This window comes from Nocardioides massiliensis, assembly GCF_030811215.1.
Taxonomy (GTDB): domain Bacteria; phylum Actinomycetota; class Actinomycetes; order Propionibacteriales; family Nocardioidaceae; genus Nocardioides_A; species Nocardioides_A massiliensis.
In genome coordinates, this window is the sequence record NZ_JAUSQM010000001.1 from 3929104 (window position 1) to 3950553 (window position 21450).

Genomic DNA, 21450 nt, shown 5'->3' on the forward strand with positions numbered 1-21450 from the left:
GTCCCCGGGGCCGATTGGCACGTACGCCAGCTTCATAGGCCGAGGTCCCTGCTGGACGTGTTCTCGAGCGCTTCGAGCGGCCGGATGTAGCGGTTCACGAGGACGCTGAGGTCTTTGTGTCGGGTCTGGGCGGCGATCCGGTTGAGGGGGACGCCGGCGAGGGCGGCGGTGGTGGCGTGTCCGGCGCGAAGGGAGTGGGCGGTGATCCGGGTGCCGTCGAGGCCGGCGGCTTCTGCGCGGGCGCGGAGCATCCGGGCGGGGACGTGGCGCCCGAGAGACGATCGGAGCTGATGGCGCTTCCCCAGATCCGGGTGAACAGGGCGCCGGGGGTCTCGCCGCGCAGTTCCCGCCAGGCGTTGAGCGCTGCGACGGGGTCGGTGACCGGGTGCTGGCCGTCGGCGACGGCGACCTGTTGGCCGTGGCCGTCCTGGTCGGTCTTGGCTTGCCGGATGTGGAGCAGGAGTCCGGCGGGCTTGGGTTCGACGTCGGCGAGGTCGAGGGCGACGAGCTCGGCGCGGCGCATGGCGGAGGCGTAGCCGAGCAGGATGATCGCGGCGTCGCGGATGCCGTGTGGGGTGATGCGGTCGATGCCGGCCACGATCTGCCGGATGTCTTCGACCGAGAGTGGACGAGCGAGCCGTCGGGGTGCGGCACCGTGGGTGCGGCGCAGGCCGCGGCGGACTTGGCGGACGGCTTCGGAAGCGATCGGGTCGGGGACTCCGAGGGTGCGGTGGACGTGCCGGATGACGGTGCAGGCCATGTCGAGGGTGGCGGTGGCGCGTCCGGCTTCGGCGCGTTCGGTCAGGTAGGCGCACACGGTGAGCGGGTCCGCGGGCACGGCGGCGACCCCACGGGTTGTGCACCAGCGGTGCCATTGGCCCCAAACGACGTCGTACCCACGGCGGGTGCCGTCGGTGCGGGCGGCGGCCAGGGCCTCGCCGATGCGCGCGGCATCCACGGGCGTGAGCCCGGCGCGCGTCAGGTCAGGGTCGTCGGTGGTCGACGCCATGGCGGGTCGGGCGGCAGCCGGCAGGGCGGCGAGCAGGAGCGTGTTCATCGCCCTGTCGTACCGGCGACGTGGCCACCAACGGCGGGGCTCCGGTTGGGCCGCGATGACGCGACCGGTCACGGCGTTGGTCAATAAGGCTGACCTTCCTGTCAATCACCCTCTGCTACGGGCACATCGGGTTCTTCTCCTTCCCTGGCTAACGCCATCCCGGGGGCCTGGCCTCGTGGCGATGCGCTCCAACGCGTCGGCCAGCGCCGCCCCGGCACGTGTGGACACGCCTGTGATGCGCCAACGGAGGAGCCTCTCGAAGACTGTGTTGCGAGGCCAGGGTGGTCTGGCCTCCGTCAGCCGACACGGGAGATGACGAAGGAGGTCAGGAAGCCGACGGTCGTGAGCAGGCCTGCGTAGAGGTGTGTCCGCTCGAAGGCCTCGGGGATCATCGTGTCGGCGACCATCGCCAGGATGGCTCCTGCGGCGACGGCCGTGATTAGGGCGACCACTTCGACCGGGGCGCCGACCAGCAGTAGGCAGCCCAGGGCACCGGCTACCCCGCTGGCGACGGCGATCCCGGTCCACACGCCGAACACGTAGCGCGCGCTGCGGCCACTTTGCTTCATGCCGGCGGTGCTCGAAAGCCCCTCGGGCAGGTTGGAGATGATGATCGCTGTCAGGACGGCGAAGCCGACGCCCTCGCCCCCGAGGAGCGAGAGACCCAGCACGACCGACTCCGGGACACCGTCGAGCAGGGCGCCCACGGCGATCGCCGTGCCGCTGCCGGCCTGCTCTTGCTCGGAGACCTGCTGCTCGCCGGAGCGCTTGCGGTGCCTGGCACCGAGTCGGGCGAGTACGACGTTCGCTGCGACGTAGGCGACGGCCCCGATGAGGAAGCCAATCACCGTCGGGGGCAGCCCACCCGTGGTCACCGCCTCGTCGAGGAGGTCAAAGGCCAGCGCGGAGATGAGCACCCCGGCGCCGAAGGCCATCACCGAGGCGATGAGCCACCGCGGCACCCTGACCAGCCAGGCGATGGCAGCACCCAGCACCAGCGCCCCACCGGCGAGCAGGCCCCACAGTCCCGCTTCGAGCCACACAGGCACACCGATCTCCTACCGACAGGTGTCGCGCGAGCTGCTGGCGGACTCACTGCTCAGCGTCGGGATCGTCCACAGCTCACTGGCGAAGCCGTGCAGCTCCTCGATGCCGCGCTCGGTGTAGCCGCCGTTGCGGCATATGTCCCACTCACCATGAGCGCAGGCCCCGCAGGGCTCGGGGTCGGGACGTCGCACGACGCCCGCGACGAGGTCGCCGGACTGGAAACCGCTGCCCTCCGGAGCTCGCTTGACGCGGCCAGGGTCTCGTGGCCAAGCACCAGGCGCTCACTGCCGGGCGGCGCCAAGCCGTACTCTCCGCTCACGATCTCGTTGTCGGTGCCGCAGACGCCGACCGCGAGCCCGCGGACGAGGAGCTCCCCCTCGCCGGGACTGGGGTCCGGCACGTCCTCGACACGGACCGACCCCGACTCGCGGGGCTTCACGGTGAGGGCACGCACGCCTTCCGACGTACCCCAAGTGGTTCAGGAAGTCACGGCTGCGAGCCACTTCGTCCTAGCCGCGATCGAATAGACGTCGGCCAGCGAGACCGTCCCGTAGTCGTCGTGGATGGCCTCGGGACTTTTTCCACCCTTGAAGTCCGCCACGAGAATGTCGAGGGAGATGCGCTGGAGGTGTTGTCGAGGGCTTCGATGACATCCCGGCGATCCTGCGCGGCGAGGCCGGCGCCGTCGCGGCAGACTCCTGACTCACCGCTGCGCCCGTGCGATCCTCCAGCATCGGGAACATACCCCCAGGGGGTATCGTTGGAGATGGTGAAAACGAAACACGTCGACGGAAGGCCATCACGATGAGCACCCCCGATCATCAGGACCACCACGGACACGGCGACGTTGACCACGCCGATCACGCGGGCCACGCCGACCACGCGGATCACCCAGTCCCCGTGAATCACGACGGCCACGGTGATCACGCGGGTCACAGCGGTCACGCGGGCCATGGCGACCACGTCGGCATGTTCCGCCGGTTGTTCTGGGGATCACTCGTCCTGGCCATTCCGACAGTCGTGCTTTCGCAGATGTTTGCCGACCTGGTCGGCTACCAGGTGCCCGACATCGCCGGCGTGTCGTGGGTGCCGCCGATCCTCGGCACCGTCCTCTACTTCTGGTTCGGTCGTCCATTCCTGACAGGCGCGGTCTCCGAGATCCGTTCGCGCCAGCCCGGCATGATGCTGCTGGTCGCCCTTGCCATCACGGTGGCCTTCGTCGCTTCGTGGGGCGCCACGCTCGACCTGCTTCCCCACCACCTCGACTTCTGGTGGGAACTCGCGCTGCTCGTGGTGATCATGCTCCTGGGTCACTGGATCGAGATGCGCTCACTGGTGCGTACGACCTCAGCCTTGGACTCGCTGGCAACGCTTCTGCCCGATGAGGCCGAGAGGGTCGAGGGCGACGAGATCGTCGTGGTCTCCCCCACCGATCTGCGCGTGGGCGATGTCATCGTGGTCCGTCCCGGCGGGAGCGTGGCTGCCGACGGACGCGTGGTCAGCGGCTCGGCCTCGATGGATGAGTCGATGATCACCGGCGAGTCCCTTCCTGTACGCCGTGAGACCGGCGCCACTGTCGTGGCCGGCACGATCGCCACCGACTCGGGCCTGCGGGTCGAAGTCACCGCCGTAGGTGACCAGACCGCGCTGGCTGGGATCCAGAAGCTCGTCGCGGATGCACAGGCATCGTCCTCGCGTGCCCAGCGTTTGGCCGACCAGGCGGCAGGGTGGCTGTTCTGGTTCGCCCTGGCTTCTGCTTTGGTGACTTTCGTCGTCTGGTCACTCATCGGGCTGCCCGAGGACGGCCTCGTCCGCACCATCACCGTGTTGGTCATCGCCTGCCCCCACGCACTCGGCTTGGCGATCCCGCTGGTCATCTCGATCTCGACCGAGCGGGCGGCCCGGGCCGGCGTGCTGGTCAAGGACCGCCTCGCGATGGAGTCCATGCGGACCGTCGACTCCGTCCTGTTCGACAAGACCGGCACCCTGACCAAGGGTCAGCCGACCGTCACCGCCATCGAACTGTCCACGGACGCCACCCTGGACGCTGATGAGGTATTGCGCTTGGCAGCGGCCGCCGAAGCGGACTCCGAGCACCCGTTGGCCCGAGCCATCGTCCGCGCGGCGGAGAAGAAGGGGCTGGTTCTGCCTTCGTCCAGTGACTTCTCCTCGCACCCCGCTGAGGGCGTCACGGCGGTCGTGGACGGACAGACCGTGCACGTCGGCGGTCCCGCTCTTTTGACCCGCGAGGGCGTCACCGAGCTGCCCGTCGCGGACGAATGGCGAGAGCACGGCGCGATCATCCTGCACGTGGTGGTCGACGGCGTCGTCGTCGGCGGGCTGAGCCTGGCTGATGAGATCCGTGAGGAGTCGCGCGCCGCGATCAACGCGCTGCACGAGCGAGGCATCGAGGTCGTCATGATCACCGGCGACGCCGAGGCGGTGGCCAACACCGTTGCTGCCGAACTCGGGATCGACCGGGTGTACGCCGGCGTACGTCCTGAGGACAAGGCCTCCAAGGTCGCCCAACTGCAACAGGAGGGCCGTGCGGTCGCGATGGTCGGCGACGGCGTCAACGATGCCCCGGCTCTCGCCCAGGCCGATGTCGGAATCGCGATTGGTGCCGGCACGGACGTGGCGATCGGGTCGGCCGGGATCATCCTGGCCTCCGACGACCCCCGCGCGGTGCTGTCTATCATCGAGCTGTCCAAGGCGACCTACCGCAAGAGCATCCAGAACCTGGCGTGGGGCGCGGGCTACAACCTCGCCGCGGTCCCTCTCGCGGCCGGCGTTCTGGCGCCCATCGGGTTCGTGCTGCCCATGTCGGTGGGAGCGGTCCTGATGTCCGCCTCGACCGTGGTCGTCGCGCTCAACGCACAGCTCCTGCGCCGCCTGGACCTGGCGCCCGCGCGTCTCGCACCCACCAACCAGCCCAGCAACGCCTGACCCTCGGGTCGAACCCACCGAAAGGACGCACCATGTGCACCTCCTGCAACTGCTCCACCGCCGGAACGCAGACCATCGACCTCACCACGCCTGACGCGCCTCAGACCTGGTCCGAGGAGTTCATCCTCACCGGCGTGACCTGCGGAGGGTGCGCCGGCAAGGTCACCGAGGCGGTAGCCAAGGTGGACGGCATCGACCGCGCCGAGGTCGATGTGGCTTCCTCAACGCTCACTGTGCACGCCACCAGCGCGGTCCCGCGCGACGCCATCGCCGCCGCTGTCGGCGCCGCCGGCTACGGGCTGAGCTGAGCCGGCCACCCGTCCCGATCACGGCCCCGCGGTGTAAATAAGACGCTGGCGACCGGACCTCACCGGTCCGGTCGCCAGCGTTCGTTTGACCCCTGATCCACCGACGTTGTTTCTGTAGTGGTCGTTCTCGGCGCTGGCGGGTATCGCGGCGTCGTGGGCGTGCGGGACCTGCCGGTCTACGCCGGTTCTTCCACTTCAGGGTCCTCGGTTGCGCCCGTGCTGGGCTGGATGGTCACGTCGTGGCGGGTGTTGGTGGTCCGGTCGCGAGCGCGTGGAGGGTGTCCCACTGCTCTGCCCAGGGCCATCGGATCGGGAGGTGCAGGATGAGTCGGCGGCCGGTGGCCGCGATCCGGGCGGGGATGTTGATGATCCGCTTGCGCAGGGTCGCCCATCGGACCTTGGCCATGTTGGCGGCGACGGCGGTGGCACGGGCGATGTTGAACGCGATCACTGCGAGCGCGACCCACGCGGCGTTCGCCGCGTACTTCCCCGACGGCAGGTGCGCCAGGGCGCCGTCCTTGAGTTCGGCGATGACCTGCTCGACGATCGCGTGGTCACGGTGAGCCTGGTCTGCCTCAACGATGTCGAGGGTGGAGTTGGTGATGAACGCGTGGTGCCGGTAGCTGGCGAACAGCTCACCTTGTTCGGTGCCGTCGCCGGCGAGGGCCTGGAGCCGCTTGACCCGGCGCACAACCAGCCGGCAGGCCACGTGCTCGGCCTTGCGGCGGCCGGTGAACGCCACGAAGGCCACCTCGGCGACCTCCGCGTCGGAGATCCAGCGCTGCTCTGTCTCCTCCCAGATCGCGTTCGGATACTTGATCGGTGTCCATGCTTCTTGGTCGATGCCGGTGATTGCGGCGCTCACGCTGGGGGTCATCCGGGCGGTCACGGAGAACCAGGTCTTCGCGCGGATCGCGGTCCCGACGAAGGCCCATCCGTAGTAGGCCGAGTCGGCCCGGCACAGGATCGGGCCCTTCACGCCCGATGCACGGGCGGTGCCGATGGCCTGGGCCAGCAGCCGGCCGGCACCCGCTGCGGACGCGGTGTTGCCCTTGCGTAGCCGTGCCCGAGCGATCACGGGCGCGCTCAACGGCGTGGAGACCGTGGCGAGCTGGATGTTCAGCCCCCGCACCCGGGAGTAGCCGTAGGCGGCGCCTTGCTTGGCATAGCCGTGGACCTCGCGGATCGTGTCATCGACATCGATGAACGCGGTCTCCTCAGCGGCATCGCCGCCAGCGACCAGTCCTGGAACCCGGTCGGCGAGGCCGGCCAGGAGCCGGCCACCGACCGCGTCGAGCTGCTGCACGTGCCCGTGGGTGAAGGAACGTAGGAACGTGCCCAGCGTGGAGGGTGCCCGCACCCCGCCGAACAGCCGACCCATCCCGCCGTGCCGGAGTAGGTCCAGGTCATCGATGCTGTCTGCGCCCGCGAGCATCCCGCCCACCACGCTGGTCGCCTTCGTCGCCGCATTCGGCGAAGGCACCGTCAGTCGCTGCGCGAGGAGATCGTGCAGGCCGGCCGACTCGGCCAACCGAAGCGCCGGAACCAGACCTGCGGCCGACACCAAGTTCGGATCATCGAAGACGGGCCTGATCGTGTGAGAGGCTTTCACTTACGAGGTGTCCCTTGCTCGGCCCGGAATCGTGTGTGTGGTAACTCCGATTCTCTCGCCCAGCAAGGGCATTCTCGTTCTACGCCACGCTCAACTCTCCACCCATCGGTGGATCAGGGCTGAGGCGGACGCCGGAGCCGCAACGGAATCTCAAACCCGGACGTCGATGTACACCTCCTTCTCGACGAGATCGAGAAGGAGACTCCTATGCCCACGTTCGAGAACCCGGCCGTCGACGCCGAGGAAGCACAGCAGGCACTACGTGGTCTCGCGCACGCCACGCGGTCCATCCACGATCCGAACGACATCTATTCGACGCTCGGGTCCCTCTCGCGGGCCGCCGCGTCAATGAGCCAGTCGCTTCACCAGTTGGCGTCGTTCCACGACGGCCCTTCCCGAAAGACTGGTTGGGCGCCGGAGGATTCGGCCGGAGCACGCTCGGCGGCGTACCGGGTGTCATGGGAACTCCACCGTGCTGCCGAGATGCTCCGGCAGGTCGGCGAGACCATCGATCACGCCCATGAGGCCGAGGCGATCCTCGCATACCACCGCGAGTTCCCTGACCAGTCTCGGTCGACCGCCCCGATCGCGGATCACAGGATCGGCTTGTGAGCGGCTGGCAGGACGGCCGGCTCCACAGCGTGGTACTCGTCTCTCCCCGCCGTGAGCGCAGGCGCGACCGCCGGCTGCGGCGCGCGGCAGCGAAGTCCAGGATGACCGAGGACCGCGACACCCGGCGGGCGGAGGCCCGCACGAGGTCCGAGGCGATCACGGCGGAGCGGAAAGCAACGGTCGTATTGCCGAAGTCCGGCGACCGCGGTCCGGCTGCGCTTCGGACGCCTGGGCGGCTGCGCATCCCGCGTCACCAGGACACGTCGGCGACGCTGGCGGGCGCTTACCCGTTCCTGGCCGAGGGAGGCCTGGGCAGCGACGGAGTGTTCGTCGGCCAGGATCTCTACAGCGGCAGCTCGTTCGTCTACGACCCGTGGGTTCTCTACGCCCGTGGCCTGATCACCGCGCCCAATCTCGTACTCGCCGGGATCGTGGGATCCGGAAAGTCGGCGCTGGCGAAGAGCCTCTACACGCGATCGATCCCGTTCGGGCGACGCGTGTACGTCCCCGGTGACCCGAAGGGCGAGCACACCACGGTCGCCGAAGCGGTCGGAGGGCGAGCGATCGCGCTCGGCCATGGGATGGCCAACCGCCTCAATCCGCTCGACGAGGGCCACCGCCCCGAGTCGGTCGACGACGCCCAGTGGCAGGCCCAGGTCACGGCTCGACGTCGCGACCTGCTGGGAGCTCTGGCCGAGACCGTCCTCGATCGTCGGCTGAGTCCGCTGGAGCACACCGCGATCGACGTTGCGCTCACTGACGCGGTCAGTTCGGCTGATGTGCCGGTACTTCCGATGGTCGTCGACCGGTTGCTCGCACCGGATCGCTCGACTGACACGGATGGTCGACTCGCGGAGGATGGGCGTCTCGTCGGGCACGCCCTGCGAAGGCTCGTCGCAGGCGACCTGGCCGGTCTGTTCGACGGCCCCAGCACCGTGCGCTTCGACCCGACGCTGCCGATGGTCTCCCTCGACCTGTCCCGAGTCACCGAGAACGCCACCCTGATCTCGGTCCTGATGACCTGCGCCTCGGCATGGATGGAGTCTGCCCTCCTCGACCCGGCAGGCGGACAACGGTGGGTCGTGTATGACGAAGCGTGGCGCCTGATGTCCCATCCCGCGCTGCTGCGCCGGATGGACGCCCACTGGCGCCTCGCCCGTCACTACGGGATCGCGAACATGCTGATCTTCCACAAGCTTTCCGACCTCGACAACGTCGGCGACCAGGGCAGCGCGATGCGCGCGCTCGCCTCGTCGCTGCTCGCGAACGCGGAGACGCGTATTGTCTACCGGCAGGAGTCGGATCAGCTCGGCTCGACCGCGACGGCGCTCGGGCTTACCGGCACGGAGCAGTCACTGTTGCCGACGCTTGGCACCGGTCAGGGGTTGTGGCGGATCAAGCACCGCTCGTTCGTCGTTCAGCATCAGCTGCATCCGGCCGAGCTCGAATTGTTCGACACAACGGGCCGGATGAACACGGCTCTTTAGAAGTTCGCGCGAATTTTGACGGTTCTGCGACGAACCTGAGCATACGCAACGTCCTCGAGCCTGTTGCGGACGCTCAGGTTCTGGGAGTTCGCGGTGAGAAGCGTGTCGCGCTCCGGATAGGGGGCCGTCACCGAGAACCTCTCCGGACGGGCTATCCGGGACGCTTGAGGAGCGACGAGGGGACTGGCTTGGGGCTTCACCGTTGTGGGTTCCGCCCCCGGGCAGGCGCGTCACTTCGCACTGTCGGACATCGGGAACTTGGCGAGCGATCAGCTTACGCGCCGTGTCGTCATCGATGTCGAGCTGATCTGGGTGCATCACCACCTCGTCCTCATCCTCCGCGTGTGATCTGCCGGCTCACAGTTGGCACGTGAGGCTGCCGCCTGCCACGACTGCACTGCAGAACTGAGCCCTTCGCATGCGGGAACGCACACATCTATCTCTGCCGGGTGGTGAGTGCGACGCGTTGGCCGTCGGGGATGGTGCCTGGCTCGACGAGGGCGACCCAGGCTCCGCGGGCGAGTACCTGCTCGATGAGTTCGTCGATGACGTCGTCGATGACGTCGGGATGTTCGACGTCGTCGGCTGCGTCGAGGGAGTCGCCGTCGGGTGAGATCCGGGCGGGGAAGAAGAAGTCGTCCTCGACGGCGAGCATCTCGGGTCGTTCCCAACGGGACGCGAGCCACACCGATTCGAGGCCGACCACCGCCCTGTCCTGCCCTAGTCGGCGCTCGAGCAGGACCAGGGCCTCGTCCTGCCGGGAGGCTAGATACTGCTCGATGTGGGGAGCCACGAGGCCTTCGATCTCCAGCAGTGGTGTGGTGACGTGGTTGCCGGTGACTCGCCCGGCCAGTCGACCCAGGTTGGCCGACATCTGCAAGAAGCGGCTCAGGGTGGGCTCGGCCGCGATGACCACGACCGGGGCCGGGTGGACTCGGAGATGGGCGCCCAGGGCCTGGTCGACGCGCTTGAGGAATCCGTGGGCGGGCTCGGTGCGTTCTGTGTCGGTGCGCTGCTTGTCGGTGCGGGCGTGCATGGGGAACTTCGTGGTGTCCGCGCGACCCAGGGTGCCGAGCTGGTGGTCGAAGCCCGGATCCACCGATGAACTTGGGCGGTGAGCGTGGCGTAGAACGAGAATGCCCTTGCTGGGCGGGAGAATCGGAGTTCTTGAGGCAACGATTCACACCAAGAGCAAGGGCATCTCTGAGGTGAAACTCTCTCACACGCTTCGATCGACGTCGGCGGTCTTCGATGACCCGAATCTCGTGTCGGCCGCAGGCCTGGTGCCGGCGCTCGCGTTGGCCGAGTCCGCCGGCCTGCGTGACCTGGCAGATGAGCACCTGAGCGTGCCGACGGACAAAGGCGCGAACGCTGGGTTGAAGGTCACCTCGCTGGTCGGCGGGATGGTCGCCGGCGCGGACAGCATCGATGACATGGCGCTGCTGCGTCATGGCGGAATGGGGCGGCTGTTCACCCGGGCGTATGCGCCCTCGACGTTGGGTTCGTTCCTTCGGGCGTTCACCTTCGGGCACGTCCGCCAGCTCGACGCGATCGCTTCGCGGTTCCTGATCGCACTGGGCGGCCTCACCGGTTTGCTCGGCGCATCGGCAGACCCCGCAGCCAGCGACACCGACACCGACCTCGAGGTGGATCGCGGGTACGCGTTGGTCGATGTCGACGACACGATCATCGAGGTCCATGGCTATGCCAAGCAGGGCGCAGGGTTCGGCTATTCCGGGGTCCGTGGGCTCAACGCGCTGCTTGCCACCCTCACCGTCCCCGGTGGGGCCCCGGTGGTCGTGGCCCAGCGTCTGCGCAAGGGTTCGACCGGGTCACCACGCGGCGCGAAGCGTCTGGTCGGCGACGCGGTGCGAACCGCCCGACGGCTGCTCGGGAAGAACCGGCCGATCCTGGTGCGGATGGACTCGGCGTTCTACGGTCGCAGACCAGTCCACGCCGCGATCGCTGGTGGGGCCGCGGTGTCGGTGACGGTGCGGATGGACAAACGCATCAAGGCGGCGATCGAAGCGATCGCCGACGATGCGTGGACCACCATCGAATACACCGACGCCATCTTCGACGAGCCGAGTGGCCGCTGGATCTCGCGAGCCGAGGTCGCCGAGATCGACTTCACCGCGTTCGCTGCGCAGAAGAAGTCCGACCACGTCCCGGGCCGGCTCGTAGTCCGTCGCATCCCGGACTTCAACGCCGAGAAGAACAAGGCAGCCGGCCAGGACACCTTGTTCGACACCTGGCGCTTCCACGCCTTCTTCACCACCACCGACGCCGACGTGCTGGACACCGTCGCCGCCGACAAGATGCACCGCCATCACGCGGTCATCGAACAAGTCCATGCTGACCTCAAAGGCGCCGCGCTGGCACACCTGCCGTCGGGGGTGTTCACCGCGAACGCCGCCTGGCTGGTGCTCGCCGTCATCGCGTTCAACCTCACCCGAGCCGCCGCGAGCCTGACCGATCGGGAGTTGGCGAAGGCCACCACCGCCACGCTCCGTCGCAAGCTGATCATCGTGCCGGCAAGGGTCGCGACCTCAGCACGCCGGATCACCCTGCACCTGCCCCATGCCTGGCCCTGGGAGAGCGCCTGGACGGCACTGTTCGACCGAGTCAACGACCCGCCGCCAAGCCTCGCAGCCTGACCACCCAGCAGCCCGCCGCTGCGCGAACCGAGGACCAAGTGGACGACACCGGACAACGAGGTCCGGCACATCGACATGCCCGCGGCTCCTCATGACCAGACGAACCGGATCAGGCGCTCAGCGCCATGGCCATCGGTGGATCCGGGCGAAGAGCCGCGCCTCGTGAGCGGACAGAGCCAGCACCACATGCCGAGGGGTGCGGTGCAGGGCGCGGACCAGGTCGCGGGTGGCGAAGGTTGGGTCCACCACCGCCCGCTCCCGGACGCCCACCGGCAGCAGCAGTACCTGGGCATGGTGCTCATTGACGTACAGCGCGAGGGCGTGGTCCAGGACCAGCCCCCCGGCCAGCGCGATGAGCTGGTCGAGTTCGGCCAGCACCCGGTCGGCACCGGACACTTCCTCGCGCCTCAGGCGCCGTGCCACGGAGTCGCGCAGGTCGTGAAGCCGGGCGGTCCCTTCTCCGTCGAGTCGACCGGGTCGGGTCGGCATGAGCAGGGAGACGCTGGGGTAGCTGGTCATCGACTGCAGCACCAGCACCTTGTTGGCGCTTACCGCATGAGGCGGGGTGGTCAGTCTGGTCATGGTGGGGCTCCCTTGTTCGTGAGGAGGCGGCTCGAAGGACTGGAGGGTGGGGAGGATGGGGGAGGGTGGGCTCACCGTTTCGAGGCGGCAGTGGAAGGTCGCCTCCAGACCGAGGTCGTCGCGGCAACCTCCTCCTCGGTGGCGGTCCGGAACGGCGGGTTCTCCGGAGCCGGAGCTTCGCGGCGTGCCTGGCCGCGGGTCGCGATCAGACTCGCGATGACCGAGACGCCGAGGATGAACGTGACCACCGCCAACGAGATCGTGGTGGGGATGTAGTACAGGTCGATCTTGAGGAGCATCTTGATCCCGACCCAGATGAGCACCAGGGCGAGGCCGAGCTTGAGGTAGGCGAAGCGATGGATCAGGTCGGCGAGCAGGAAGTACATCGCTCGCAGGCCGAGGATGGCGAAGGCGTTGGCGGTGAAGACGAGGAAGGCCTCGTCGGTGACGGCGAAGATCGCGGGGATCGAGTCGACGGCGAACACGATGTCGGTGACCTCGACCAGGACCAGGACCGCGAGCAGCGGTGTGGCGAGCAGGACTCCGTTCTTGCGGATCAGGAACTTCTGGCCGTGGTAGGCGTCCGTCATCGGGACCCAGCGGCGGAACAGGCGCAGCGCGCGGGACTGCTCGGGGTCGAGGTGCTCGTTGCGTTGCCGGATCATCCGCCAGCCGGTGTAGAGCAGGAACGCGGCGAAGAGGTAGAGGATCCAGGCGAAGCTGGAGATCAGCACCGACCCGGCGGCGATGAACGCGCCGCGAAAGATGAGTGCTCCGAGGACGCCAAGGAAGAGCACTCGGTGCTGGAACTCGCGCGGGACGGCGAAGTAGCTGAAGATGATCGCCCACACGAAGACGTTGTCGACCGCGAGTGACTTCTCGATCAGGTAGCCGGCGTAGTACTGCTGCCCGAATTCGGAGCCGTACTCCCACCAGACGTATCCGCCGAACCCGACGCCGCACAGCACCCACACGACCGTCCAGGCGGCGGCTTCGCGCACACCGATCACATGAGCGTGACGGTGCGCGACCAGGTCGATCAGCAGCATGACGAGTACCGCACCGAGTACCGCGAACCACAACCACAGGGGAACATCCACGACAACAGCCTCCAGTCCAGCGACTGGAGGTCTCATCAGCCCGATGACCGGACCCGAGTGACCGAGCGTCGAACGACGACGCCGTAGTGACGATCACTTCGCGGGGACTACTCCCCTCCAGTGACAAGTGAACCAGAACGACTCACTTCAGACAACGAGGGCGTCGCGCGGATGGCTCGAAGAGGTCGAACCCAATCCGTCCTGGCGCGAGGACGCCCGGCGGGGGCCGAATGCACCCACATCTGCCAGTTGACAGTTCCCGCAGCTACGCCGATCATCTCAAGTGAGGGGAGTACCCCGTTCACAACGACATCGTCATCCCGGCCGACTGTGCTCGGCCCGGTGTCGTGGCCACCTCCACGTGAGTGCGGTGGGGAAGACCTCCGATTGCTCGGCAGCGGCCGGGTGTACGGAGCTGTCTGATGGATGACACGCTAGGCGTTTGGTTCGTGACCTCGTTCGGCGATCTCGACGAGGTCGCAGTGCTGGTGCTGGTGGTGGGGGCCCTCGGCCTGCGGATCGCGCCGTCAACTCGCAGGTGGGCGCCCCGCGGAAACGCCCGGCCAATCCGGCGCGGGTCGGACAGGCTCACTGAGCTCGCAGCCGGGCACGACCTTGATCCGGAGCCTGGCGGCGCGCACGACGCCGAGCGGGTTGCTCGGCGATCGTCGATTCGGGCCTGAACTGTGGACGTCTCGCCCGTGGTGTGGGGGCTGACGATCGCCGGGATCGTGGGCCTGCTGCTTTTCGACTTCTTCTTCCACGTGCGCAAGGCCCACGTGCCCACACTGCGGGAGGCCGCGATCTGGTCGTCGCTCTACGTCGGCATCGCCATCGTGTTCGGACTCGGAGTCCTGGCCTTCGGTGGGCCCACCCCGGGCGGGGAGTACTTCGCCGGCTACATCACCGAGAAGGCGCTCTCGGTCGACAACCTGTTCGTGTTCCTCATCATCATGACCAGCTTCCGGGTCCCCCGCGAGGACCAGCAGAAGGTGCTGCTGTTCGGCATCGTGTTCGCGCTGATCGCGCGAACCGGGTTCATCTTCCTGGGTGCCGCCCTGATCAACTCCTTCGCGTGGGTGTTCTACGCCTTCGGGCTGATCCTGATCCTGACCGCGGGAAACATGTTGACGTCGCATCACGACGACGACGAGGGCACGGCCGACAACTTCGTGATCCGGATCGCACGCAAGGTCATCCACACCACCGAGCACTACGACGGCGACAAGCTCTTTACCATCCACAACGGCAAGCGCGCGATGACCCCGATGCTGCTGGTCATGGTCGCCATCGGGGGCACCGACATCCTCTTCGCCCTCGACTCGATCCCCGCCATCTTCGGCCTGACCCAGGACACCTACCTGGTCTTCACCGCGGTGGCGTTCTCGCTGATGGGGCTGCGTCAGCTGTTCTTCCTCATCGAGGGCCTGCTCGACCGGCTCATCTACCTGTCGTACGGACTTTCCGCGATCCTTGCGTTCATCGGCGTCAAACTCATCCTGCACGCCCTGCACGAGAACAACCTGCCCTTCGTCAACGACGGCGAGCCGATCAAGGTCACCGAGATCAGCACCGCCGTTTCCTTGAGCGTGATCCTGGGCGTGCTGCTGATCACCGTGCTCGCCTCGCTCTACAGCCCTGCCGGAAAGGCCCGGAACGCCATCGCCAACGCCCGCCGCCACGCCAGCGCCTACCTGGACTCCGAGTACACCCACGACCCTGCCGAGCGGGAACGCATCTACCGGCTGCTGCTCTCCGAACGCGACCAGATCACCGCCCTCGGCCCGAAGTACCGGCAGAAAGCCCGCGACGAGGAAGACCTGATGAACTTGCTGCGGCGTGCCCGCGCCAGCCATGACGCGGCCGTCGACCGCGGGGAGGCCGAACCGGTAGGACCCTCGACGCTGTTGCCACCCCGCCCCTAACAGGCGACCCTGACAGGCCGCCCTGACCCACTTCTCTGTTCGGTCTGTTCCGTACCCCTCTGTTCCGTACCCGAGGCGTCCGCTGACTGGCCTACTGGGGGAAGATGGCGAGGAGGTCGCTCACCATCGCCGTCGACTCCTCCGGGTGGCGAAGGGGACCGTCCGGGTGCACCTCGTAGCGATTGCGACGCCCCACCCGGGTGCGGCTCAGATACCCGGCACTCTCGAGGTCTCGAAGGATGCTCCGCGCGGCACGCTCGGTGATACCCACCCGCCGGCTTAGCTCGCTCAACAACACCCCCGGCTCGCGCGCCACCAGCACCAGGACGTGACCGTGGTTGCTCAAGAAGGTCCAGGAACGCTCCGTCGAGGTCACCCACGCACCCTAACTTGCGGGCGTGGCGTGCCTCACACCCAGCACACCGGCAGTCAAATGCCGGTATCGTTTTGCCTATGACGTCCTTGCGCATCCTCCGCCCCGTGCTGGCTTGCCTGATTCTCGTTGGTCTGGTGGGGCTGGCGTACCGCATGTCCGCGGGCGGCACACCGTCGGTGGACGCGGGGCCGTTGCGGTTCGAGCTCGGGTTGATCAACCTGATCCTGTTCACCTACATCGCAGCGTTGACGTGGCTGCTGGCCGGCTACAGCTCGACCAACCTGCGCGGGCAGCGGCGGCTGGGACGCTTCGGAGCCCTGTTCGCGGGCGTGTCGGTGTCCCTGCTGGCGCTCGTGCTGGCCGGGAACCTGCTCACCGTCGCGGTGATGTGGACGACGAGTGGGGTGCTGCTGGGGTGCCTGGTCTCTCACGCAGGGACGCCGAACGCTGAATGGGCAGCCCGGCGTGTCCAGAGGGTCATGGCGTTGTCGAGCGGTCTGCTGTGGGTGGCGGTCCTCGGCGCCGCAGCCTTCGGTCTGGCGCTGGACGGAAGCGACCCCGCATCGGCGCTGGCCTCGCCCGGGGCGACGGTGGTCGCGGTGCTGATGGTCCTGGCCGGGGCAGTCCGTTCGTCGCTGGCACCGTTCCACCGGTGGTTGCCGGAAACGGCGGAGGCCCCCTCGCCGGTCTCGGCGCTCCTGCACGCCGGGATCGTCAACGGGGCAGGCGTGATCGCGGTGCTGCAGTGGGACCTGCTGAGCGCCCAACCGGCGGTGCTGCTGGTGCTTGCGGTCACTGGTCTGACCACGGTGGTCTGGTGCTCGTTGGAGCAGCGGGTACGACCGGACGTGAAGGGGCGACTCGCTGCCTCCACCTCGGCACAGATGGGCTGGATGGCCCTGCAGGTTGGTCTGGGCGCCCCGGCTGCCGCGATGTTGCACCTGATGAGTCACGGCGCTTGGAAGGCCTGGTTGTTCCTCCGCGCGGGCGGCGCGGTGGTACGAGCGCGACGCGAGTCCTCGAGAGGCACGCTGGTCTGGTCCCGGGCCGGGGCGATGTCCATCCTCGCCCTGACCCCCACGGCGGCACTGCTGACCCTGCTGAGCGTGGCGGGGCTGGGGGGATGGGACAGCGTGTCGGCATCTCCGGTGCACCTGCTCCTCGTCGGGACTGCGGTGGTGCTCGGCCTCTCCGTCGGCGTGGAGGCAGCGGCGTTGGAGCGCACCGGTCCCACGCTGCGGTCGGTGGTCGCCTCGGTCGGCGGCCTCGTGATCGCCTGCTACCTGCTCGGCGCCGTGCTCTGGGACCAGCAGATCACCGCCCGGACCGACCTCTCGCACCCCACGCTCTCGTGGGGGGCGGCGATGGCGACCGCGAGTGTGGTCGCTGTCGCGTTGCTGGCCTGGGGCGCCGTCAGGCTGCACCCGGGCAGCCACCACCCGGTAGCGACTCTGGTCTCCTCGACGTCACTGCCCCCGCGTACCCGGATCCTGGGTCGTTCACACCGTCCGCGTCGATCTGCAGCCTCGCACCCGGTTCGCGGGCTCTCGATGACCCGGGCCGGATCGCACGGAACCCCCAGGAGTGCGCCCGATGCGGCGCTGGTGCGCAAGACGGTCGAGATGGCCGGCAAGCTCATGGGCCCCGCGTGGCCGTTGCGTGCCACCGTCGCCGTCAACCCACTCTCGGGGTTGGAGATCCTCCCCTTCGACACCGCCCTGTCCTTGGGTGAGAGGTTCCACGGTGCCACGTTGAGGCCCTCGTTGACCTGGTTCCTCGACCTGTACGAACAAGGGAAGATCACCGACGAGACGCTGATCAGAGCGATGGACGATCACGGCGTCGGTGGCGGAACCCGCGGCGCTGACGCACTGGTCGGCCTGACCCGCGACATCGTTGCCCTCGATCAGTCCACACACCCATCGACTGCTGCCACTGCCACTGCTCCTGCAACTGGTTTCGTGGGACGTCGTTCCGCACTCGATGCGGCTGCACGCACAGGCGCTGGTGCAGGCCCAGTTGCGGGTGCAGGTGCGAGCCGTCCCCTCGCGCACGCCCACCTGTGGTCGGCGCGAGCCTGGCACCGCGCGGAAGACCGCACCGCAGACCTGCACGGCCCGTGGCGCCTGTGGAAGCGCGCGGCCCACCACCCGACCTACCGCCTAGTGACCGGCTCACGCGACGCCCACACCTTCGCCGACTCGCTGCCCGAGGACCCCGCGCAAGCCATCTGCGATCTCCTCGACCGCGCCGGACACCGCCCCGAGGACTTGTTCGACGTCGTCACCGCCCTCCTCGCAGCAGGGCCGGGCTGGGTGGCACACGCCCAGTGGCGTGCCCGGCGCAGCGGCACCGCGGACCCGCTCGTCGAGCTAGTCGCCCTCCGCCTAGCCCTCACCGTGCTGCACGGCGAACCAGTCCCCACTCTGCCCACCACACCCAGTGATCCGAGCGAAGGACCGACGAACTACCTGCTACTGCAGAAGGTCTGGCTCCAAGCGTTGGACCGCAGCACCCAGGACCTGCTCTGCCACCCTTTGGCCGAACGCCAGTCCCAGATCTCGACTCGCGTCTCCTCGACCAGTCCGGCGACCACCCCGGCGACCAACCCGGCGACCAACCCGGCGACCACCCCGGCGACCAACCCCGTGGACAGCCCGGCGACCAACCCCGTGGACAGCCAGGCGGCCAGCCCGGTGCGCGCCCCGGTGAGTCAGTCCGTATGGTGCATCGACGTTCGGTCCGAGCCGATGCGACGCCACCTCGAATCAACCGGAGCCCACGAGACCTTCGGCTTCGCCGGGTTCTTCGGGATCACCGGCCGGGTGAACCTCCTGGACGGCACTTCCGTCGACCAGTGCCCCGTCATCGTCGCCCCCACGATCGAAATCGACGCACCCCGCCAATCCCTCGGGATCCTGCCTGCGGTGACCCTTGCCGCGACCCGCGTCGCCGCCCGTCCCGGACTCGCGTTCGCGGTCGCGGAAGCCTCTGGCGCGGCAGCGTTCGCCGCCGCGCTCACCGCGAACCTCACGCCGCGGACGTGGCGACGTGTCCTCGACCGCTCACTACCGGGACGACCTGGCGCTGGTCCCATCGTGTTGCGCGACCTGGCCGCCCCCAGCCGGCACCTCAGCGCCAGTGAGCGCGCCGACGCCGCCGAGGCGATGCTTCGCACCATCGGACTGACAGACGGTTTCGCGCCCGTCCTGATCCTGGCCGGACACGGCTCCACCACCGAGAACAACGCCTACGCAACCGCCTACGACTGCGGCGCCTGTGGCGGCAACCCCGGCCTGTTGAACGCCCAAGCCATGGCCGACGTCCTCAACGACCCCGCGGTCCGCGCCGAGCTCGACCACCGAGGCATCCACATCCCGGCAACCACCCGGGTACTGGCCGCTCTGCACGACACCACCACAGACCAGGTCACCCTTCAGATCTCCTCGCCAGCCGACGGCAACGCCGCCGCACTCATGAAGCCAGCACTCGCCGCAGCCAGCCGCCTGAGCGCAGCAGAAAGGAGGCCCACTCTCCCTACCGAAGGACGCCGGTCCACACCACGCATCGGAGCAGACGCCAAGTGCCTCGAAGCGCGCGCCAGCGACTGGTCCGAACCGATGCCCGAATGGGGTCTGGCGGGCTGTGCGGCCATCATCGTCGGCCCACGACACCTCACCCGCGGCATCGACCTCTCCGGTCGCACTTTCCTCCACTCCTACAACCGCGAGGACGACCCCGACGGGGCCGTGCTGACCGCGATCCTGAACGCGCCCGTCATCGTCAGCCAGTGGATCGCATCGCAGTACTGGTTCTCCTCGGTCGCCCCCACCGTCCTCGGTGCCGGCGACAAGACCACCCACAACGTGCTTGGCGACATTGGAGTTCTCTCCGGAGCCCACGGTGACCTCCGCACCGGACTGCCCTGGCAAGCTCTCTTCGCCCGTGACCCCGGCGCCCATCCCGACCAGAGCAACCGCCCCCAGCACGTCCCGTCGCGACACCTCGTCATCATCGATGCCGACCCATCCCTCCTAGCGGCGGCACTGCGCCAGAGCCCGGCGGTCATGACCCTGCTCACCCACGACTGGATGCGGCTTGTCGCCCTCGACCGCGGCGACGTCGTCGACATCAAGGCTCTGCTCGCCAACGAAACCGACACGCCCATCCCGAATCGCACACCGAAGCAGCAACCCGGCCGCGAGTCCGGTCACCTACCCAATCACCAGCCCGATGACCAGCTCGGGCATCAGCCCGAGAACCAAACCGGCGTCGAGTCCGGCGTCGAGTCCGGTCGTCAGTCGAGTCATGACGAGGTGCGCTCCGATGACCGATGAGGTTCCACGCTTGCTGTCGCATGGACACGAGCTGTCAGGCGCCCGGGCTGCGGTCGCGACCAAACACCACAAGACGGCCACCATCGCCCGCGCTCTCGGCGGCCCCGAAGGACTCCACCTGCAGACCGCAGTTGTTGACACCGACACGCTGGGAACCTTCACCGGGGAGACCCCACGCCCGGGCACTCCCCGTCACACAGCCACCGTCAAGGCACGATGGGCATGCCAAGACTCCGGACTCGACCTAGGCGTCGGTTCCGAAGGCTCCTTCTTCCCTCACCCAGAGGTCGGGTTCATCACGATGCAAGTCGAGCACGTCGCCCTCACAAAGGCATCGACCGGCCTCACCATCATCGGCACTGCCACCGGGGGCGCACCGTGGGCCGTAAGGCGAACCATCGCCGCCGAAGATGACCTCCTCGAGTTTCGCGACCTGCTCGCCTCGGGCGCCCAGCGTCTCATCGTCCGGCCCGCCACCGGCTTCACCGATGGCCCCGTCATCAGCAAGGGCATCGCGAGCATCGAACGCCTCAGGGATGCCGCGCGAACCGCTTTCGACCACGACGAGGCTGGTCGGGCAGTCGTCGAGAGCGACCTACGCGCCCACCACTGCGGACCACGACATCACCTCATCCACGCCGCCGCCCGAGACCTCGCGCTCCGACTGGCGACCCGCTGCCCCGCCTGCGCGTCATTCGGGTTCGGACGCGACGAGTCGCGACCCGGAGCGCCGTGCGCATGGTGCGGCACGCCCACCGCCACCCTGCGCCACCACATCTACTCCTGCCCCACCTGTCACCGCACCGATGTCCAAACGATCCCAGGAAGTGATCGGGCGGACCCCGGTACCTGCCCAGAATGCAACCCCTAGGCACCCTCTCCCAGGCACTCGGATATCGGCGCGCGCGCATTCCGCGGAATCACACTCAACCGGGGCGCCTAACCGAGATCCCCGCCCTGCGGCTGTGCGTCTGCTGATCAACAAGTCACAGTTCCCCGAGCCAAACTGCCGTCGGCGATGGCCCAGGCCGGTCGCGCCGAGCTCGTCCCGCACGGCACGCTCCGGTGCGGGATCGACATCGCGACCCGTCCCGCATGTCGATGCGCAACCGGTGACGAGCTCAGTCTTATTTTGGTCGCGCACGGGATGTCGGTCAGCACCGGAAGCGGATCCGCTTGCGGGACTCCTCCTTCACCACTCGAGCCACCGACTCTGAAATCTCCCCAAAGTTTCGGGGGGACGCTGCCTGACCTGCGTAAACGCGGCGCGGGGCGCCGCGTCCCCCCGCCCTTCGACGGTTCGGGGTGAACCGCCCCGGCAAGTCCGGAGACTCCATTCGTTGGGAAGGTTGGAGTCATGTCAGGGAGTATGAAGCGCCCCAGGTTTGATGCCGCATCCTTTTG

Annotated in this window: 17 protein-coding genes and 1 pseudogene; 8 read left to right on the forward strand and 10 right to left on the reverse strand. The window is 68.1% G+C overall.

What is annotated here, in order from left to right; translation table 11 throughout:
* Nucleotides 1–94: 94 nt before the first annotated feature.
* From J2S59_RS19375 to J2S59_RS19390, 5 genes and pseudogenes are all read right to left on the reverse strand, one after another.
* Nucleotides 95–1057, reverse strand: coding sequence for a site-specific integrase (locus tag J2S59_RS19375; RefSeq protein WP_306825411.1), 963 nt, complete (start codon nt 1055–1057; stop codon nt 95–97).
* Nucleotides 1058–1353: 296 nt separating this feature from the next.
* Nucleotides 1354–2106 (reverse strand): ZIP family metal transporter, encoded by a 753-nt coding sequence (locus tag J2S59_RS19380; protein ID WP_068123343.1) that lies wholly within the window; start codon nt 2104–2106, stop codon nt 1354–1356.
* A gap of 9 nt (nt 2107–2115) precedes the next feature.
* Nucleotides 2116–2295, reverse strand: coding sequence for a hypothetical protein (locus J2S59_RS19385; RefSeq protein WP_220138557.1), 180 nt, complete (start codon nt 2293–2295; stop codon nt 2116–2118).
* A gap of 119 nt (nt 2296–2414) precedes the next feature.
* Nucleotides 2415–2558 (reverse strand): annotated as a pseudogene (locus J2S59_RS20425) (theronine dehydrogenase); the annotation flags it as partial.
* Between the two features lie 32 nt (nt 2559–2590).
* Nucleotides 2591–3067 (reverse strand): hypothetical protein, encoded by a 477-nt coding sequence (locus tag J2S59_RS19390; RefSeq protein WP_220138558.1) that lies wholly within the window; start codon nt 3065–3067, stop codon nt 2591–2593.
* Between the two features lie 69 nt (nt 3068–3136).
* Here J2S59_RS19390 and J2S59_RS19395 point away from each other — a divergent pair, with 69 nt between their 5' ends.
* Together J2S59_RS19395 and J2S59_RS19400 are read left to right on the forward strand one after the other, a co-directional pair.
* Nucleotides 3137–5050 carry a heavy metal translocating P-type ATPase gene (locus J2S59_RS19395; RefSeq protein WP_246360520.1) on the forward strand — a complete coding sequence of 638 codons (1914 nt, stop codon included), beginning with the start codon at nt 3137–3139 and terminating at the stop codon, nt 5048–5050.
* A 32-nt stretch (nt 5051–5082) separates the two neighbouring features.
* A complete protein-coding gene (locus J2S59_RS19400; protein ID WP_181642430.1) occupies nt 5083–5358 on the forward strand; it encodes a heavy-metal-associated domain-containing protein in 276 nt (91 codons plus the stop codon).
* A 232-nt stretch (nt 5359–5590) separates the two neighbouring features.
* Here the strand turns inward: J2S59_RS19400 and J2S59_RS19405 are convergent, their stop codons facing one another.
* The gene (locus J2S59_RS19405) at nt 5591–6970 is read right to left on the reverse strand and encodes an IS1380 family transposase (RefSeq protein ID WP_370871479.1); all 1380 of its coding nucleotides are present in this window, start codon (nt 6968–6970) and stop codon (nt 5591–5593) included.
* A gap of 207 nt (nt 6971–7177) precedes the next feature.
* Between J2S59_RS19405 and J2S59_RS19410 the strand changes: the two genes are divergently transcribed.
* Both J2S59_RS19410 and J2S59_RS19415 read left to right on the forward strand, forming a co-directional pair.
* Nucleotides 7178–7582 carry a hypothetical protein gene (locus J2S59_RS19410; protein ID WP_068116323.1) on the forward strand — a complete coding sequence of 135 codons (405 nt, stop codon included), beginning with the start codon at nt 7178–7180 and terminating at the stop codon, nt 7580–7582.
* Entirely contained in the window at nt 7579–9069 is a 1491-nt protein-coding gene (locus tag J2S59_RS19415) for a putative type IV secretion/conjugal transfer ATPase (protein ID WP_306825412.1), read from the forward strand. Before J2S59_RS19410 ends, J2S59_RS19415 begins: the two co-directional genes overlap by 4 nt.
* 436 nt (nt 9070–9505) lie before the next feature.
* On the opposite strand, the gene J2S59_RS19420 is transcribed toward J2S59_RS19415, so the two are convergent.
* Nucleotides 9506–10168 carry a baeRF3 domain-containing protein gene (locus J2S59_RS19420; protein WP_068124219.1) on the reverse strand — a complete coding sequence of 221 codons (663 nt, stop codon included), beginning with the start codon at nt 10166–10168 and terminating at the stop codon, nt 9506–9508.
* A gap of 109 nt (nt 10169–10277) precedes the next feature.
* On the opposite strand from J2S59_RS19420, the gene J2S59_RS19425 reads away from it, so the two are divergent.
* Complete coding sequence (locus J2S59_RS19425; RefSeq protein WP_306824762.1) at nt 10278–11726, forward strand: IS1380 family transposase; 1449 nt, start codon at nt 10278–10280, stop codon at nt 11724–11726.
* A 117-nt stretch (nt 11727–11843) separates the two neighbouring features.
* On the opposite strand, the gene J2S59_RS19430 is transcribed toward J2S59_RS19425, so the two are convergent.
* Nucleotides 11844–12308 carry a hypothetical protein gene (locus tag J2S59_RS19430; protein WP_306825413.1) on the reverse strand — a complete coding sequence of 155 codons (465 nt, stop codon included), beginning with the start codon at nt 12306–12308 and terminating at the stop codon, nt 11844–11846.
* Between the two features lie 71 nt (nt 12309–12379).
* The gene (locus J2S59_RS19435; protein WP_306825414.1) at nt 12380–13408 is read right to left on the reverse strand and encodes a TerC family protein; all 1029 of its coding nucleotides are present in this window, start codon (nt 13406–13408) and stop codon (nt 12380–12382) included.
* A gap of 686 nt (nt 13409–14094) precedes the next feature.
* On the opposite strand from J2S59_RS19435, the gene J2S59_RS19440 reads away from it, so the two are divergent.
* On the forward strand, nt 14095–15333 hold the full coding sequence (locus tag J2S59_RS19440; protein WP_068120376.1) for a TerC family protein: 1239 nt from the start codon (nt 14095–14097) through the stop codon (nt 15331–15333).
* Nucleotides 15334–15424: 91 nt separating this feature from the next.
* Here the strand turns inward: J2S59_RS19440 and J2S59_RS19445 are convergent, their stop codons facing one another.
* A complete protein-coding gene (locus J2S59_RS19445) occupies nt 15425–15709 on the reverse strand; it encodes a helix-turn-helix transcriptional regulator (RefSeq protein WP_068120375.1) in 285 nt (94 codons plus the stop codon).
* Nucleotides 15710–15786: 77 nt separating this feature from the next.
* On the opposite strand from J2S59_RS19445, the gene J2S59_RS19450 reads away from it, so the two are divergent.
* Together J2S59_RS19450 and J2S59_RS19455 are read left to right on the forward strand one after the other, a co-directional pair.
* Entirely contained in the window at nt 15787–20046 is a 4260-nt protein-coding gene (locus J2S59_RS19450; RefSeq protein WP_181641888.1) for a putative inorganic carbon transporter subunit DabA, read from the forward strand.
* Nucleotides 20036–20917 (forward strand): DUF6671 family protein, encoded by an 882-nt coding sequence (locus J2S59_RS19455; RefSeq protein ID WP_068120371.1) that lies wholly within the window; start codon nt 20036–20038, stop codon nt 20915–20917. Before J2S59_RS19450 ends, J2S59_RS19455 begins: the two co-directional genes overlap by 11 nt.
* Nucleotides 20918–21450 lie beyond the last annotated feature (533 nt).